11 protein-coding genes are annotated in these 15,403 nt (G+C 51.7%); 5 read left to right on the top strand and 6 right to left on the bottom strand.

Translation table 11 applies throughout. The annotated features are described in order from the left end of the window. The first annotated feature begins 230 nt into the window (after positions 1–230). The 4 genes from katG (at position 231) to F0A17_RS05450 (ending at position 7,020) form a co-directional block, all read left to right on the top strand. Positions 231–2,429 carry a catalase/peroxidase HPI gene (gene katG / locus F0A17_RS05470; RefSeq protein ID WP_149327334.1) on the top strand — a complete coding sequence of 733 codons (2,199 nt, stop codon included), beginning with the start codon at positions 231–233 and terminating at the stop codon, positions 2,427–2,429. Positions 2,430–2,986: 557 nt separating this feature from the next. After that, positions 2,987–3,580: a DUF1294 domain-containing protein gene (locus tag F0A17_RS05460; RefSeq protein ID WP_149327333.1), complete on the top strand. Its 594-nt coding sequence runs from the start codon at positions 2,987–2,989 to the stop codon at positions 3,578–3,580. 230 nt (positions 3,581–3,810) lie between these two features. After that, positions 3,811–6,372 carry an HD domain-containing protein gene (locus F0A17_RS05455; RefSeq protein ID WP_228716818.1) on the top strand — a complete coding sequence of 854 codons (2,562 nt, stop codon included), beginning with the start codon at positions 3,811–3,813 and terminating at the stop codon, positions 6,370–6,372. A gap of 138 nt (positions 6,373–6,510) precedes the next feature. Continuing rightward, entirely contained in the window at positions 6,511–7,020 is a 510-nt protein-coding gene (locus F0A17_RS05450; protein WP_223111505.1) for a helix-turn-helix transcriptional regulator, read from the top strand. Between the two features lie 473 nt (positions 7,021–7,493). Here F0A17_RS05450 and F0A17_RS05445 read toward each other — a convergent pair whose 3' ends face one another. Beyond that, positions 7,494–8,519 (bottom strand): GlxA family transcriptional regulator, encoded by a 1,026-nt coding sequence (locus F0A17_RS05445; protein ID WP_149327331.1) that lies wholly within the window; start codon positions 8,517–8,519, stop codon positions 7,494–7,496. A 102-nt stretch (positions 8,520–8,621) separates the two neighbouring features. Between F0A17_RS05445 and F0A17_RS05440 the strand changes: the two genes are divergently transcribed. Beyond that, positions 8,622–9,566, top strand: coding sequence for a LysR family transcriptional regulator (locus tag F0A17_RS05440; protein ID WP_149327330.1), 945 nt, complete (start codon positions 8,622–8,624; stop codon positions 9,564–9,566). A gap of 171 nt (positions 9,567–9,737) precedes the next feature. On the opposite strand, the gene maiA is transcribed toward F0A17_RS05440, so the two are convergent. The 5 genes from maiA to F0A17_RS05415 form a co-directional block, all read right to left on the bottom strand. Further along, positions 9,738–10,361: a maleylacetoacetate isomerase gene (maiA, locus tag F0A17_RS05435; protein ID WP_149327329.1), complete on the bottom strand. Its 624-nt coding sequence runs from the start codon at positions 10,359–10,361 to the stop codon at positions 9,738–9,740. A 93-nt stretch (positions 10,362–10,454) separates the two neighbouring features. Continuing rightward, positions 10,455–10,859, bottom strand: a complete 405-nt coding sequence (locus F0A17_RS05430; protein ID WP_149327328.1) for a cupin domain-containing protein — start codon at positions 10,857–10,859, stop codon at positions 10,455–10,457. A 60-nt stretch (positions 10,860–10,919) separates the two neighbouring features. Continuing rightward, positions 10,920–11,324: a GFA family protein gene (locus tag F0A17_RS05425; RefSeq protein ID WP_149327327.1), complete on the bottom strand. Its 405-nt coding sequence runs from the start codon at positions 11,322–11,324 to the stop codon at positions 10,920–10,922. 39 nt (positions 11,325–11,363) lie between these two features. Next, positions 11,364–12,587, bottom strand: a complete 1,224-nt coding sequence (locus F0A17_RS05420) for a YbfB/YjiJ family MFS transporter (RefSeq protein WP_149327326.1) — start codon at positions 12,585–12,587, stop codon at positions 11,364–11,366. A 45-nt stretch (positions 12,588–12,632) separates the two neighbouring features. After that, positions 12,633–15,401 carry an FAD/NAD(P)-binding protein gene (locus F0A17_RS05415; RefSeq protein WP_223111503.1) on the bottom strand — a complete coding sequence of 923 codons (2,769 nt, stop codon included), beginning with the start codon at positions 15,399–15,401 and terminating at the stop codon, positions 12,633–12,635. Positions 15,402–15,403: the final 2 nt, after the last annotated feature.

Raw genomic sequence — 15,403 nt, 5'->3', positions numbered from 1 at the left:
TCGATGAACCGTTCGTGAGATTGGCACTGATCGCATAGCCTACCTTTATCGAGGCGAAAGCCTCTCCCAGTTTGACGGCTTCGTTGTTGAATCCTTCACTGTAATGTGACGGCTTATAGGATCTCCCCAATGCCTTCCGTATCGGACCTGTGGTGCTTTCGAAACCTGAGGCGATACGGAGTCGTAGGCGCCAATGCCCTGTAGGCCACCATCCAGTGAGGAGAATTCCCGTGTCAGAACAAAAGCCTACACGCCCGGAGTGGGCTGCGCGCACCACGCCCCGCCTGCAGGGCAACGAGCACTGGTGGCCCGACCAGCTCACCCTCAACGTACTGCACCAGAAGCACCCCGACGCCAGCCCGTTCGGGGCCGATTTCAGCTATGCCGAGGCGTTCTCGCAGCTCGACGTCGACGAGCTTTGCGCCGATGTCGATGCACTGATGACCGACTCACAGGAGTGGTGGCCCGCCGACTGGGGCCATTATGGTCCATTCTTCATTCGCATGTCGTGGCACGCGGCCGGTACCTACCGTGCGCTCGACGGCCGCGGCGGCGGCGGTACCGGCGCCCAGCGTTTCGCGCCGCTCAACAGCTGGCCAGACAACGGCAACCTAGACAAGGCGCGTCGCCTGCTGTGGCCGATCAAGCAGAAATACGGCGAGAAGATCTCCTGGGCCGATCTGCTGGTGCTCGCCGGCAACCGGGCGCTGGAAACCATGGGCTTTCGCACCTTCGGCTTCGGCTTCGGCCGCGCCGACATCTGGGCGCCCGAGGATGACATCTACTGGGGTCCCGAAACCGAGTGGCTGTCGACCAACGACGACCGCTACACCGGGAGCTGGGAGGATGGTAGCCGCGTACTCGACAACCCGCTCGCCGCGGTCCAGATGGGGCTGATCTACGTCAACCCGGAAGGGCCCAACGGCATTCCCGATGCGATGAAATCCGCCCAGGACGTGCGGGAAACCTTCGCCCGCATGGGCATGAACGATCGCGAGACCGTTGCGCTGACGGTGGGCGGCCACACCTTCGGCAAGATGCACGGTAACGGTCCCGCTGAGGCCGTGGGCGAGGCGCCCGAGGCCGCGAAGATCCACAAGCTGGGGCTCGGCTGGGCCAACAAGCATGAGACCGGCCTCGGCGAGTATACGGTCACTTCCGGGCTCGAAGGGGCCTGGACCCCGACACCGATCCAATGGGATCACTCCTACCTCAACACCCTCTTCGCCCACCGGTGGGAGGTCAAGAAATCGCCCGCCGGTGCCAACCAGTGGGAGCCGGTCGAGGTCAAGGAAGGCTACTGGGTGCCTGACGCCCATATCCCAGGCAAGATGAATCCGCCGGTGATGAACACCGCCGACATGGCGATGATCACCGACCCCGCCTACCTCGAGATCGCCGACGAATTCCACCGCCACCCGGACGTGCTTGCCGACGAGTTTGCCCGTGCCTGGTACAAGCTGCTGCATCGCGACATGGGCCCGCAAGCCCGCTACCTCGGCCCGCAGGTGCCCGACGAAGTGCTCGTCTGGCAGGACCCGGTACCCGAGCGCGAGGGGCCGCTGGTCAACGAGCAGCAGATCGCCACCCTCAAGCAGCAGATCGCCGACGCCGGCCTCAGTGCCAAGCAACTGGTGAGCACCGCCTGGGCCTCGGCCTGCACCTACCGCCAGACCGACCACCGCGGCGGCGCCAACGGCGCACGCATCTGTCTCGAACCGCAAACCGGCTGGGACATCAACCAGCGCTCCGGCGTGTACGACGTCATCGACAAGCTCGAGCAGATCAGGAGCGCTTATGACGCCAATATCTCGCTGGCGGACATGATCGTGTTAGGCGGCAGCGTCGGTGTCGAGATGGCGGCCAAGGCGGCCGGGAACAACATCACCGTGCCGTTCACCCCGGGCCGTACCGACGCCACCCAGGAGATGACCGAGGTGGATACGTCCGCCTACCTGGAGCCGAGACACGATGCCTTCCGCAACTACATGCAGCCCCAGGTGACCTCCATCCCGGCCGAACACCTGATGGTCGACCGCGCCTTCATGCTCAACCTCAGCGTACCGCAGATGGCCGCGCTGCTCGGCGGCATGCGCGCCATCGGCGTCAACGTGGGTGACAGCAACGACGGCATCCTCACCGACCGCCCCGGCCAGCTGACCAACGACTTCTTCGTCAACCTCATCGACATGGGCACCGTGTGGGAGCCCCTCGACGACAGCGAGGAACGCTTCGAAGGCCGCCACCGCAAGACGGGCGAGAAGAAGTGGACCGCCACCCGCGTCGACCTCGTGTACGGCTCCAACTCCCAGCTACGCGCCATCGCCGAGGAGTATGCCGCCAACGGCGGAGAGGAGCGCATGATCGACCGCTTCGTGAAAGGGTGGGTCAAGGTCATGGAGAACGACCGCTTCGACCTGCACCGCTGAACGACAGGTCCGCGGCAGCAACGCGGACCTGACTTAAATAATTGACCCCGAAGGTGGGATATCTGCCTTCGGGGTTTTTTAGGCACTGTCGGAAAAATGCCTGCGCTCGGCCATACGGCGTTAAAAATCATCTCAAAATACTCATTTACAGCTCGTAAACTCCGCTTTTTCGATAATTTTTGCCTTGTCTGGCCATCGCTCGCCGATTTTTCCGGCAGCGCCTCGGCTCGCATGTCAGGACAGAAACAGATCAGAGAAGTGGCGCTATCGCCGCCTCATGCTTTGGTTGGCGTTGCCCTAAACGTTTCTGTTGGTTACGGTTAGTAAAAAGTCACAGAAGATGACTAAGCAACTAAGACGTACTCAGGGACTGCCGCATTAGGATGATGCGAATCATCATCCATTCTGCCAGCAGGGGCGGTAGCGTGCCCTGACTCCCAACTTCCCCGCCAGACGAAATCAATCCTATTTACATTTTCCAGTAACTTACTGAATTGAAACAGATTCGACAGCACATGGTATTCTCTGACAATTGATTGATTCAGAAGAGATAACCCATGCGCCATGAAGGCAAACTCACCGAGTGGAACGACGCCAAGGGCTTCGGATTCATCACGCCAGCCGCAGGCGGCCCTCGCGTATTCGTGCACATCAGCGCCTTTCCCCGTAGTGGGCGCCGCCCAACAGTCAACGAGCCGATTACCTACCACCTGACACAAGACAGCCAGAACAGACCGAAAGCCCAGAAGGCGGCCTACCTGAAAGCAGCACGCCACGCATCCCCGCGCTCCAAAGGGCTGACACTGGCATGCGCCATAGCCGCTGCGTTCTTCGCGCTCCTGGCAGCCCTGAGCGCTCTAGGGCATATGCCATGGCATCTCATAGCGGCATACGCACTGCTGAGCGTGATCACTCTCGCCATGTACGGTATCGACAAAGCCGCAGCAGGGAAGGGCAGAAGGCGCACACCAGAAGCCACGCTTCTCTTCGCAGGCTTGATCGGCGGCTGGCCCGGTGCGCTGGTGGCACAGCGACTGTTTCGGCACAAAACCAGGAAGCGGCCTTTTCAGGTAATTTTTTGGTGTGGGGTGGTGGTGAATTGTGGGGTGCTTGGGTGGCTTGTTTATTCGGGTGAGGTCGGGCGGCTTTAGGCTGGTTTAGGATTCGGTAACAGTTACTAGGCTGTGGCGCGTCATGATCATTTCTGCATCCAGACATATTAGTTAACACGAATGCATGTGTTGGAGCCAGTAACGTGAGCATGCACGCGAATGCTGTATAGGTGGTCGAGCTATACTTGGCCGCGTTAAAAAATCAATGAAGGTTGTTTGTGAATTTTTTGTATGTTGTTGTTTGTGATAATTAAGTAGGAGGGATGGTTTTGTCTTTTGAAAGAGTTGGGAATACCGCGTTATGGAATAATACTCTAGGCGTAAAGAGTGGCCAGTTTAACGAAAAGAGAGAAGAGTTGCGGGCTTCTTACATGAATTTTAGAGAAAAGACAGCCCACCTGGTCTCTAAAATTTCAGGAACACTTCCTGGGCTGACGCAGCATGATGTTAGCCATTTGGATGCTTTGTGGGAAGTTGCTGATCTAATATGTGGAGATAGTTATCCATTTAATCCGATAGAAGCGTATGTTTTCGGCGGTGCAATACTTTTGCACGATTCAGCATTGTGTTTCGAAGCTTACGATGGTGGTGTAGAAGAGGTCCGCAGTACAGCTATTTGGAAAGATACTTTAGCCAGTGTTTTGGATAGCGTGGCCTATGATGAGGCAGTACAAATTTCAGATTTTGCCGCGTTAAGGTATCTTCATGCTCATCAGGCAGAGTCGTTAACCGAAAAAAGCTGGTTGGATCCTGAAAGTAAAAGTCCTTTGTTTTTGATTGAAAATAGTTTTTTTCGAAAGCATTTGGGGAGGCTGATAGGGCAAATAGCGGCTAGTCATCACTGGTCCATAGAAGAAGTTTCTAACAAATTGCCCTTGCAAGTAAACGCTTTACCTGGTTTTCCAAGGGATTGGCGCATAGATCCTATAAAAATCGCCTGCATGTTACGTTGCGCTGATGCGGCACATATTGATAATGAAAGAGCTCCTGATTTTCTCCATGCGCTAATTAAAAGGAGAGGAGTCTCTTTTACACACTGGAAGGCGCAAAATAAATTAGCATCAGTGGATGTAGATCAATCTGATAGCACTGGATCAACACTGATTTTTACTTCAACTCACAGGTTTCTAGAAAACGAATCAGAAGCATGGTGGGTAGCTTATGATGCGGTTTGTATGGTTGAAAAAGAAATAAGAGCATCAAATGCTCTACTTGAAACAAGGAGCCAGCAGGCACTTTTTCAAGTTAAGCGAGTTAAGGGGGTTGAATCTCCAGAGTTAATGTCTAAGTATATTCAAACCGAGGGCTGGTCTCCCTGCATGGCAGAAGTTTATGTGGGGAATATAGAAAATCTCGTAAGGACACTTGGTGGGGAAAAATTATATGGTGAGAGTTGCGATAAATTCGAGGTCATGGTTAGAGAGTTGATACAAAACGCCCGAGACTCCATACAAGCACGAAAAGAGCTGGAAAAAGATTTTAAAGGTAAGATATTAATAAGTTTGGAAAAAAGCTCGACAGGCTACTGCTTGTGTATTGAAGACGACGGCGTCGGAATGTCAAAAAGGGTTCTGATAGGGCCGCTATTGGATTTTGGTACTAGTTTTTGGACTTCTACGCTAGTGCATAGTGAGTTTCCTGGACTGAGATCCTCTAAGTTTAAGGCTGTTGGACAGTTTGGTATCGGTTTTTACTCTGTTTTCATGGGGGCTGAAAAGGTTGTTGTTGCTAGTAGGCCGTGGAATGGTGGCTCTTCAGATGTTTGGCAGCTAAATTTCAATCGCGGTCTATCTTTGCGTCCACTGCTTAAGAACACAAAGCCCGATGATTTTAAAACAGATATTTCTACACAGGTTAAGCTTGATTTGAAACCAGAGATTTTAGTAAATCATGAGGAAGTAGAGGTTAAACGAAATGTTGCTGGGGCTGAAAATTTAAAAATTAATGCTGCTGATTTTATTTCTTCACTCTGTGCGGCTTTGGATGTTTCTGTTTTTTTCAAAGTTGGAAACTGTGATTATACTGAGATACATAGAAATATTCTTCTGCAAGATGATTACCAGTGTTGGTTGGATAGAATATCTTATGCCAAATACCAATCAACATACGTTTCAAATTATATATCCAATAATGTGGAAAGATTAAGGCCAATAGTTGAGGATGGTCTGTGGCATGGTTTGGCTGCTATTTCCACTTCATCCCACGTGGAGCAAAGTTTCCTAAACGTGCGAACTGTTGGTAATCTTTGTAGCAGTGTTCATGGTCGCAGCGGTGAGGATTTTATTGGATATGTTAATTATCTTCCTAAGTCAGCGCGGCGGGAGGGTTTAAAGTTTTCTGCCTCTCCCCAAGCAATTGAGTCTTGGGCCAAGGAACAAATTGAAATACTACATGAAAAAGGCATCACGCCTTTGGAGAAATGTCAATTGGCTTATAGTTTATGTTATTTTGACATTGATCCTATAGATGTGGCGAATGTTGTTGTATGTCGCAATAATGATTTTGAGATTTTATCTTTTGAGGAGTTGGCGCTTCTTTCTGTTGAGGAAGGTGTTGCTTTTGTGAAGGCTTCATACATGGACCATGTAGATGCTTATAGCAGCATAAAATCAATGGAAGGCAAGGCTCTTTTTAGACCTATAAGAAATTCGAATTTCCTTTCTTTGAAAATGTTAGACGGTAAGCCAGAAAATGATAGAAGTGTCCTAGGATGCTTGTTTCGTAAAATTATTCAATTAGGCTATAAACCTGAGGTGAGAATAGAAAGCGAAATTGGAAAATCCATGTTTGGTATGAACGACGCTTTAATAGTTACTTCAAAAACAAATTGAAGCTTTAAGTTTTGCTTTAATTGTCGTTACTCGCCTATTTTAATTTAAATAATTGCTGATCGGTTCACTTTGCATAGACGTACCATACAGTTATGATTTTCACCTGACACGTGCCCCCACCCAGCAAAGGACCCCAAATTGATCATCCCCCAAGCCGGGCGCCTGCAGCTGGATCGTGAGCGCTTGAAGCAGCACCGCAAGCGGCTGGGCCTGAGTCAGGAGGCGCTGGCCGAGTACTGTTTTGATCGTCGCTTGTGCGTCTCTATCGCTTCCATCAAGCGGGCGGAGAGTGGCAAGGCGGTGTTGTATCGTACCGCTCGCCATCTGGCCGAGATCTACGAGGTGGAGGTCGAGGCGCTGTCGGCAGAGGCCGAAGAGGCTGCCGTTGTCGCTTCCGATATCGAGGAGATGGAGAGTGCGCGCGTACTGATTCAGCTGCATGCCGTGGCGGCCGATCCCTCGGCGCTGGCGAGCTGGGTGCAGCATTTCGGCGGCAGCCTGGAGGAAGGGGGCACGGCGCTGTTCGGGCTGCCCCGGGCTTACCGCAGCGATGCGCAGCGTGGCTTGTTGTGCGCCGCCACCCTGGTGGAGCAGGGGGTGGCCCGCGGCGTATATCTTCACGCTGGTCACTTCGTACGATATAATTAAAAAGCTACCATCACGGTAGCTTTTGTCATTAATCAGGAGGCCAATTTTTTGAGGATTTGCTAGGTTTTAATTCCGGAGTATTTCCCGGAGTGTTTTTATTATCACGTCGGCGTTGATCAAGTTTTCCTGTTGACTTGGCAGTTGGCTTTGGACCTGGTTTAAGAGCCATGGTGGTTTTCCTTATGTGTTTGAGAGAAAGCCTCTCATGTATCAATGTACCTGTATTGATGCAGGTGTCAATAGGCATGAGATGTGTGCAGTAATGAAATCCGTCTGACCCCACACCCCGTGGGCTCCCTAGAGTTAAGCAGTATTTTTTGCCGTTTACCTGACTTCCTTCTTACGTGGAGCAACACTTCTTCCAGCGTTAACGGCAGTGCGAGAGCCGCAGAAGACTCTATACTACCTATCAGCGATTGCAGCGATGAAAGAATGGCAAACCCAAAAACCAGAATTATTTACCAAACGAGTAGTTACTCACCCGGGACCGATACCTTTCGCTTAAGCGATGCCGGAGTTGTCTGCTCCATCTTAAGTGTCAACTTCCAAAGCGACGAAACATTGGCATATCCGACACGGTATGCAATTTCATCTAGCGTGAGACTACCGGTAGCCAGCAAGCGATGGGCATGACGCATACGGACTGTATTGATAAGCACTTGAGGGCTTGAGCCTGTTGCTTTAACGATGCGCCTAGCCAAGGTTCGATGGGTTAGATTTAAAATTTTTGCTGCCTCAGCGATCGTAGGCACATCCGGCAAGCTAGTTTCAATCAGCGTTTCGAAACGGGAAGTCACGTCGTCTTCACCCGACCGTAAGTGGTCCCATACCCTGTAGCGGGCTTGAGTGGGACGGCAGTCAATTAGAAAATATTTCATTGCCATATCGGCAATATTACGCCCCACCTGCTTACGGATTAGGTAAAGCATGAGGTCCATCTGCGCCATAGCAGCACCGGCGCTGATGACGTTCTTGTCATCGATAAGCATCTGTCGGGTGTCGACTTTCACCTTAGGAAAGTGTTTCTGGAAGAATCCGCCGAGTCTCCAGTGGGTTGTTACTGTTCGGCTATCAAGAATGCCAGCCTGAGCCAATAGCAAAACACCAGAGCAAGACGCAGCGACCGCACCTCCAGCATCATGATGGGCACGTGCCAGCTTTGCGAACACATGTGCATCTGCCAAAAGCAGTCTTTGCCAAATATTAGAATCACGGAAGCGATCCACTATATCGGCTTCGGCGTTGAGTGCTGGATGATCCAGCCCAATGCCTGGAATCACCAATATCGCATTCGAGAAGTTCCTCACTTCTTCGAGAGGCAGAGCAGGCAGAGTCATGCCCGCTGAAAGCGCTACCTGTCTCTGAGTAGAAAACACTCCCCACGTGAGTGGTGGCTTCCCTTGAGCGCATGCACAGCGGCTTGCCACCGTCAAAACATCCAGCGTAGCACCAACGCTGGCAGCAAGAGCCCCTTTCGGTACGGCGATTGCGAATTGCATAAGCAGTGTCCTAAATGGAATCTATTTTGTCATTTTAGACAATTGCTGAGACTGCGCAAGCCCACGTAGCTTGGCACTAGGTTGCTGACAAAGGACATCGTGATGGAGCTTAGACACCTGCGCTGTTTCCTGGCTGTGGCTAATGAATTGCACTTCACACGAGCCGCAGAGAAGCTACACATAGACCAATCTCCTCTTTCGAGGACGATCAAGGAGCTTGAGGAAGACGTTGGTGCACAACTTTTCACTCGTACGACGCGTAGCACGCGCTTGACGGCAGCTGGCGCCTCGTTGCTTCAGCAGGCCCCGCGGGTTTTTTTACTTTTGGAGCAGGCACGCGACGGGATACGTGCCGCAGCGGCAGGTTGCGATGGAAGGTTGCGTATTGCGCTGTCGGATGGGATTTCTACCCCTAGGCTCGCTTCGTTGGTCGCTCTGACTTGTCTGGAAGAGCCTGACCTGGGAATCCATTTTGACGAAGTATCGCTTGCTCATCAGGTCAAGGGCTTAAGCGATGATCTTTACGATTGCGGACTTTGCCAAAGTAGCGACCGTAACCATGGATTGCGTACTGAGCTGGCATGGACAGAGCCATTGCATGTCGCTATGCCTGTTGATCATCCGTTACTAGCCTACAAACAGATTCGTGCCGAAGATGTGTTGAGGTACCCGCTTCTGCTAGGGCATGCAGAAAGCTGCGCAGGCTACAACGCTCAAATTGAAAAGCTTTTTCTACAGAACTCTCTGGGACTACCACTACCTGTGCAACGTGTAGCTTCGTTTAGCCTGATGATGTCTTTGGTTTCGGCTGGCTATGCTTTGGCACTGATTGGTGAGTCGCAGATGCAAACCAGCCGGGATACCCTTATTCGCAGCCGACCACTTGCTGACCCACAATATCGACTGTCGACATATTTACTTCTGAGGGACAGGCCGGCCGAGCCAGCTCTAACTCGTCTTATAGATCGGCTTCGTCGATTGGACTCGCATAATGACGGACCCCATACCGATCGCCGCCCTACCTACGGTGAATTACGTGCTTGCTAAGCCGCGCTGGGTTATGGGCACGCTTCGACGTCTGATCCGGAGCGCAACAATGAGCGCAACAATGTTTTGGAGTCTGGCCAGGGAGTTAAACAAGTGTGGCACTGTAGGCACCTGCACGATACTCATTAGTCATCTTCCGCACGGTGCTGCTTCCCTCTGTAGTCGCTGATCTCAGCAGTTGTCCGGATGCGCCCTTTGAAAAGCGGGAAGCTCTAAGCACATCGAGTAAATCCGAGAGACGGTCGGCATGTCGTCAAGCCGCAGACCCAGCGATAATGCCGAATAGACTTGAGGAGCCAGCCCGATGTCAGCAAGTGTGGGCTGGTTACCGTGGCAAAAATCACCGGTGGAGTTAGAAGCGAGCACCTCCTCCATACCCATAAGCCCGTCACGCAGCCAAGCCAACTTCCACATGCTAACATCGTTTTGTGTCGCATTAATATTCTGCTGGAGGTAACTAGCCACTCTCCGAGTCGTGAGAGGATGGGTATCGCATACAATTTGATAAAAAAGGCTTCTGACCCGGGCTCGCCCAGCTGGATCAAGAGGCAGCAAGGCCGGGCTGGAATACTTTTCCTCAAGGTACTCGATGATAGCTCCTGATTGGGCAATACGCACTTCGCCATCTTCTAAAGCAGGTATCAATCCGAAGCCATTCACTCTTAAATAACCCTTTGATCGATTGGACTGTTGATCTAGGTCCTGGACTTTAGTTTCATAACCGATTCCTTTAATATTCAAAGCAATGCGAACCCTGAAAGCGGACGAGGATCGAAAGTAGTCGTGCAGAATCATGTTAGCACTCCGTACGGTGAATCCGTTATCCGGATGACTCGTAACAAATTGCCCAAAAACCTGCCGTATTGGCAGGTTTTTGGGATCTACCTACTAACGCGCCTCTGCCTTTCCGACTACTCGGGCAACCGGTTCGCTTTCCTTGTTGACAAAAACACAAAGTAGTTTCATTGGAATATCACTCAACACCCTGGCGTAGTGAACATCTTGATCAGAGACCATGTAAGACATACCTGGAGTAAAACGGCGGTCCGGCTTGCCTTGTGTAACGAGATCGAACTCGCCTTCAAGCACATAGGTAATTTCCAAACCAGGATGGACATGAGGAGCTGCGCTATTCCCCGCCGGAACTTCAATCAAATTAAAATTGATAGTGTAGCCCTCGGGAAACTGCGCTTTTTGTAGGACGGTACGCTTGATGCCACCTTGTACGTAAGTCGTTCCAACAGCAGCGGTAAGCGCGGACTTTAATTCTTCATCATACTGGGCTTCGTTCATTACAATCTCCTTATTCATTTCAGATTCGTCGCTTATAAACCCGGCGCATAGCCGGCTGGATTATATGCCTAGATCAAAGCGTTGCGTCTTCTCAACAGGCAACAGCCACTCAGAAGCTCGACATGTATATATTTCAGCTTGCGGGGTAAAGTCGTTGGGGTGATCGAGAGTCCCTCCCTTTAGCACGATTTTTCCTGGAGCTGATGAAATTTTTGCAAAGATGTGTGATCCACAGTCTCCGCAAAAATGGCGCTGCACTGGGTGTCCACTATCACCACTGTCTTCAAACAACGCGGTTGCTCCCTGTTGCTTAAAGTCTTGTTCTTGTATAAGGAGATTGATTGTATAACTTCCGCCACTTAGCTTTTGACAATGCGTGCAGTGGCATAATGAGACAAATCGAGGCTCACCGGTAAAAGCGTATCTCACTGCACCGCACAAGCATCCGCCTGTATGTTCTTTCATGGAAGTCTCTCTTATTTTATGCGATATTATTCGAGCCGTTTACTTCAGTGGCTTTTGCCGCCAGGCCAAAAGGGCGCCAACAGCCAATGCACCAGCTGATACAGCGAGTCCTTGCTCTAGTCCACCAGGTCCATCAGCCAACCAACCAACAAGCAGCGGTCCGATAATCTGACCGAATGCAAAAACCACAGTAAAAGCGCTTATAGCGGCCGACCAGTATTGTTCATCCAGGTTGTGCCGCACCAAGGCTGTTGTTGAAGCGACGACGGACATGAAGACGCCACCGAACACCAGTCCTGATAAGAATGCCAATGGCACAGAACCAGCTAGGATTGGTAAAAGTGTCGCGCCTGCCAAAACCGCGTTCAGGATGGCTAGCGCTTGACCACCTTTGTATCGGCTTAACAAACCCGCCCAAAGGCGAGAAGAAGCCATCACAGCAACACCCAATACTGAATAAAAAAGAGTTATGAGCCAGGGTTGCATCTGTTGCTCTTTCAGCAACGCGACCACAAAAGTCATGTACCCAATGCAGCCCACCCCAAATAGGAAGTAGCCCCCTAACGCCCAGCTGAAGCGACGCAGATCGTATTGGTGGCGCTGGGTTGAGCTACCCGGACTGCTGCTGATCGCCTTAGCCAGCGGTGCCATCAGCCCAGCTGCGACAAAGCAAAGCAGGCCTAGCCCGTACCAGGTCCATTGCCACGCATGGGCATGCCCATATACTTGGGCAGCGTTTAAAAGCACAGGGATTAATAATGAAGACAGTACAATTCCCAACCCTGTGCCGCCATAGTAAATACCTAATAGGAGGCCAGAGCGCTTAGAGTGCATCGAACTGATTCTGGAAGCCAATACACCTCCTGCTATAAAAATAAAGGAACTCACCACCCCTGAGCATACCCGCAAGACAAGAAGCACATCAGCTACCAAAGTGGTACCCGATAGGAGCATGAAGATACCAGCTAACACGGTGCTCAATGTCAGCAAGCGTGACACGCCAATCCAGCGCAATACCAAGGGCGCAAGCAACGCACCGGCCAAATATCCTACAGCGTTACTTGTGTTCAGAGACCCCGCTAGAGTGTAGCTCCAGTTAAGGTCCTCTCGCATTGGCGGTAGTAACAGACCATAGGAAAACCGCGTGATGCCCAATGCCACTGCAGATGCCAACGACAACGTGAGGGCAGCCAAGCAGGGGTGCAACTCATGTAGGGCCGGCAACGGTTTATCAATAGTGTGGGACGGCCGGTACGTTTTCATTTCGGAGCCCTCTTATTGCGCTTATCGATAGTAAGCGATGGGTTATCAAGCAATTTTCTTAGTGGCTTCCTCGGTGCGAGCCGGTTGTAACTGGTGCTTTTTCTTATGCTCCTCTTCCATCTGATTCTTTACCGAAGGCGAGGCATGTCTGCGTGAAAGCACTTCCACTATCTGCAGAGCACACTGCTCAGCGTCGAGAGAAAACCGGGACGCTTTAGAGGAGCGCGGCAGGGCATGAGTATAAAAATGCGGGCCTTCAATCGGGATTCCGATCGCCCAGAGGCGGTCGTGAACGCAGCCCTTTGAGTCAATGACTTTGAGATCCTGGCTAATGTCGAGCCCGCCTGGATGATAGTCGCCGTTGAGGTAAGGCCGGGCGATGCCGCTAGCCAGCAAATTATTGGATAGAGGACTGGAGTCCGTAAGCGGTGAGTACACATCTAGACGGGCTGAAATCAGCACATCAGCATAGTCTCGTGCTGGTTCCTTTCCTAACCGGCTAACGATGCAAAACTGCCCGCGCTCGCGATCCAACTCAATTTCATTGCCAGGGCCGCCGGCTACGCTTAGTACTCCAGCTTCCATCAGTGCTAACAGTTCGGCGTTTCGCTGCTTGGGTGGCCCGAAAGAAATTCTGTTCGCTGTTGGAACGAAGGACTCAACGAAAACACGGTGAGATGAAGGGGTAAGGCCGCCAAACTCCACTGCAGCACGCAAGGCTTCGCGTGTATCTCGAAGCACATCAGCTGCCGCTTTGACTGGGCTAGTTAGGTTCCCGAGACAGGCATGCCTGAGATCCTCTTCGACCTGCCGACGGAAGTAGTCGCGAAAGTGCTCTAGCGACGAAAACTTCTCGTATGCGAGCGGATCAAGCAATCTATCTATAGCCTCGCATTCCTCGTCGGATGGCACGAACTCTGCGGGGTCGACCTTTCCATCTTGTAGGGCCAAGCGGTAAGCATAAGCCATCTCTAGCTTAATGAGTGGTAGCACTTCATGTTCGTAGTTCAGACGAGGGCTACCACGAGCAACGATCGCGGTATGGCGTAGAGAGTCAACAGATTTTAGCGTAAAGAATGCCGCCTGGTGGCTTCCAGTCAATCCTTTCTGGTTGATCCCCCTTGCAGCAAATGGCAAGCAGTTGCGAGAGACAAGCAGTATTCTGGGTTCGTTTCCGGACGGTATGTATTCGAGTCGGTCTTTGGTTTCGCGAAACCATCCGCCACGTGCACTGGTAAGGGAGGAAATCACATCGTAGGCAGTCAGTCCAAGTCCTTGGATGGCAACGCACGCCCTCTCATGGATAGTGGCCAGGTTTTCAGTGGGGTATGGCGATCTGTAATAAGCAGCACTCGGATTAATATTTTCAGCTGTGCTGGCAAACGATTGGTACTTGAGATCAGTTTCCGTGGGCGACCGAGTTCCATGACCAGTGGCAAGAACTATGTAATTCGCAAGGAGTTGGGTCCCTTCGTCGAGTTCAAGCAAAAAGGTTTCGTCGTCTATCTTTCGAAGATCAAAAACGCGACGGCGGATGTGCCTAATTTGGATTCGTTCCGGTAGAGAACGTGTCATTTGCTCGAACGCCCACCCCAAATACTGACCCAACAATCTTCTTGGAAGATAGTCCGCGTCGCTAATTGCTTCACCTTCACCGGAGTTAGATATGCGATAGCGGTTACCGATGCGGCGATACCCAGCTTGCCGCGCCCATTCAGTAAGTGACGGGCCGTGGGCCCCGTTAACCAGACTATTAAGCCCGAAAATACTGATCTGTGAAGCCACGGTATTGATCAGTAGATCCTCGTGCTGATCTGAAGAATGAGCGCCTTCACCACAGGGGCCTGGATCAATCATCATGATTTCTACTTCTTGGCCGTCTAGACTGACCTCCTCAATATACTTGATGAGTTTTTCGAGCACGCTTATGCCCCGCGGCCCCATCCCCACGATGGCAATCCGACTGACCGTTGCAGCCTCTTTGTTCCCTCCTTTAGCAATCGGGCTCAACCCATGATTTTCTACAGGCTCCGCATGCAATATGGCAATATCCGCATTATTGGGAAGACGCGGAAATATCTCAAGCACCTTCGGGTCGTGTCCGGGGATGACGTGAAAGGGGCCATCCGCCAAGCACTCCATGACGTCATAAGCAGCGAACATTTGCTGGACGTCCACAACGATTGGAAAAGGGCTTCGTAGGTTAATGTTTTCCCAGAAATGGGCAGCATCGCTGGCGAGAACGATGTTCCCTCGCTGGGTTGGGATGCTGACGATCTGCATGCCCTTCGTGTGCCCCCCAACGTTATGCAAGCGGATACCATCCCCAAGATCAACGTCTCCATCATGGACGATCAATCTGTCTTGGAAGAGGCAATCAATAGCATCTTTGATATTTTTCGACTCGAACGGCCTCCGTAGAAGCGAATAGGTCATTGAGCGACCTGTGCAGTAAGCCATCTCAGCTTCTTGTATGTGATATTTGGCTTTTGGGAACAGTCCAAGATTGCCACAGTGGTCATAGTGCATATGCGTGATGATCACGTCAGTGACATCTTCGGCCTTGATGCCGATGTCGGAGAGTAGGTCTTTCGGACTATGCAAAAACGTCCTACCTCTTTTGCGGGCCATACTCTCGTCGAATCCCGTGTCGACAACAACAGTGCGACCAAGGCCCTTAATTGCCCACAGGTAAAAGGACAAAGGCATCGGACTGCTATGTTGGTCCTCGTGGAATAAGAAATTCTCACTGGCTTTGCGACCCTCATGCATTGCGTAGCGAAGCGCATATACCTCAAAGATTGACGAATCCATAT

The sequence above is a fragment of the Billgrantia pellis genome, assembly GCF_008297955.1.
Classification (GTDB): Bacteria; Pseudomonadota; Gammaproteobacteria; order Pseudomonadales; family Halomonadaceae; genus Halomonas; species Halomonas pellis.
This window is presented reverse-complemented; position numbering and strand designations above follow the sequence as displayed.

What these genes read in the sequence shown, in the direction of transcription:
- F0A17_RS05445 (WP_149327331.1), bottom strand. Translation starts at nt 8,519, where the DNA reads ATGCAATTCGCAATCGCCGTACCGAAAGGGGCTCTTGCTGCCAGCGTT.
- F0A17_RS05460 (WP_149327333.1), top strand. Translation starts at nt 2,987, where the DNA reads ATGCGCCATGAAGGCAAACTCACCGAGTGGAACGACGCCAAGGGCTTC.
- F0A17_RS05420 (WP_149327326.1), bottom strand. Translation starts at nt 12,587, where the DNA reads ATGAAAACGTACCGGCCGTCCCACACTATTGATAAACCGTTGCCGGCC.
- F0A17_RS05440 (WP_149327330.1), top strand. Translation starts at nt 8,622, where the DNA reads ATGGAGCTTAGACACCTGCGCTGTTTCCTGGCTGTGGCTAATGAATTG.
- F0A17_RS05415 (WP_223111503.1), bottom strand. Translation starts at nt 15,401, where the DNA reads ATGGATTCGTCAATCTTTGAGGTATATGCGCTTCGCTACGCAATGCAT.
- F0A17_RS05425 (WP_149327327.1), bottom strand. Translation starts at nt 11,324, where the DNA reads ATGAAAGAACATACAGGCGGATGCTTGTGCGGTGCAGTGAGATACGCT.
- maiA (WP_149327329.1), bottom strand. Translation starts at nt 10,361, where the DNA reads ATGATTCTGCACGACTACTTTCGATCCTCGTCCGCTTTCAGGGTTCGC.
- F0A17_RS05430 (WP_149327328.1), bottom strand. Translation starts at nt 10,859, where the DNA reads ATGAACGAAGCCCAGTATGATGAAGAATTAAAGTCCGCGCTTACCGCT.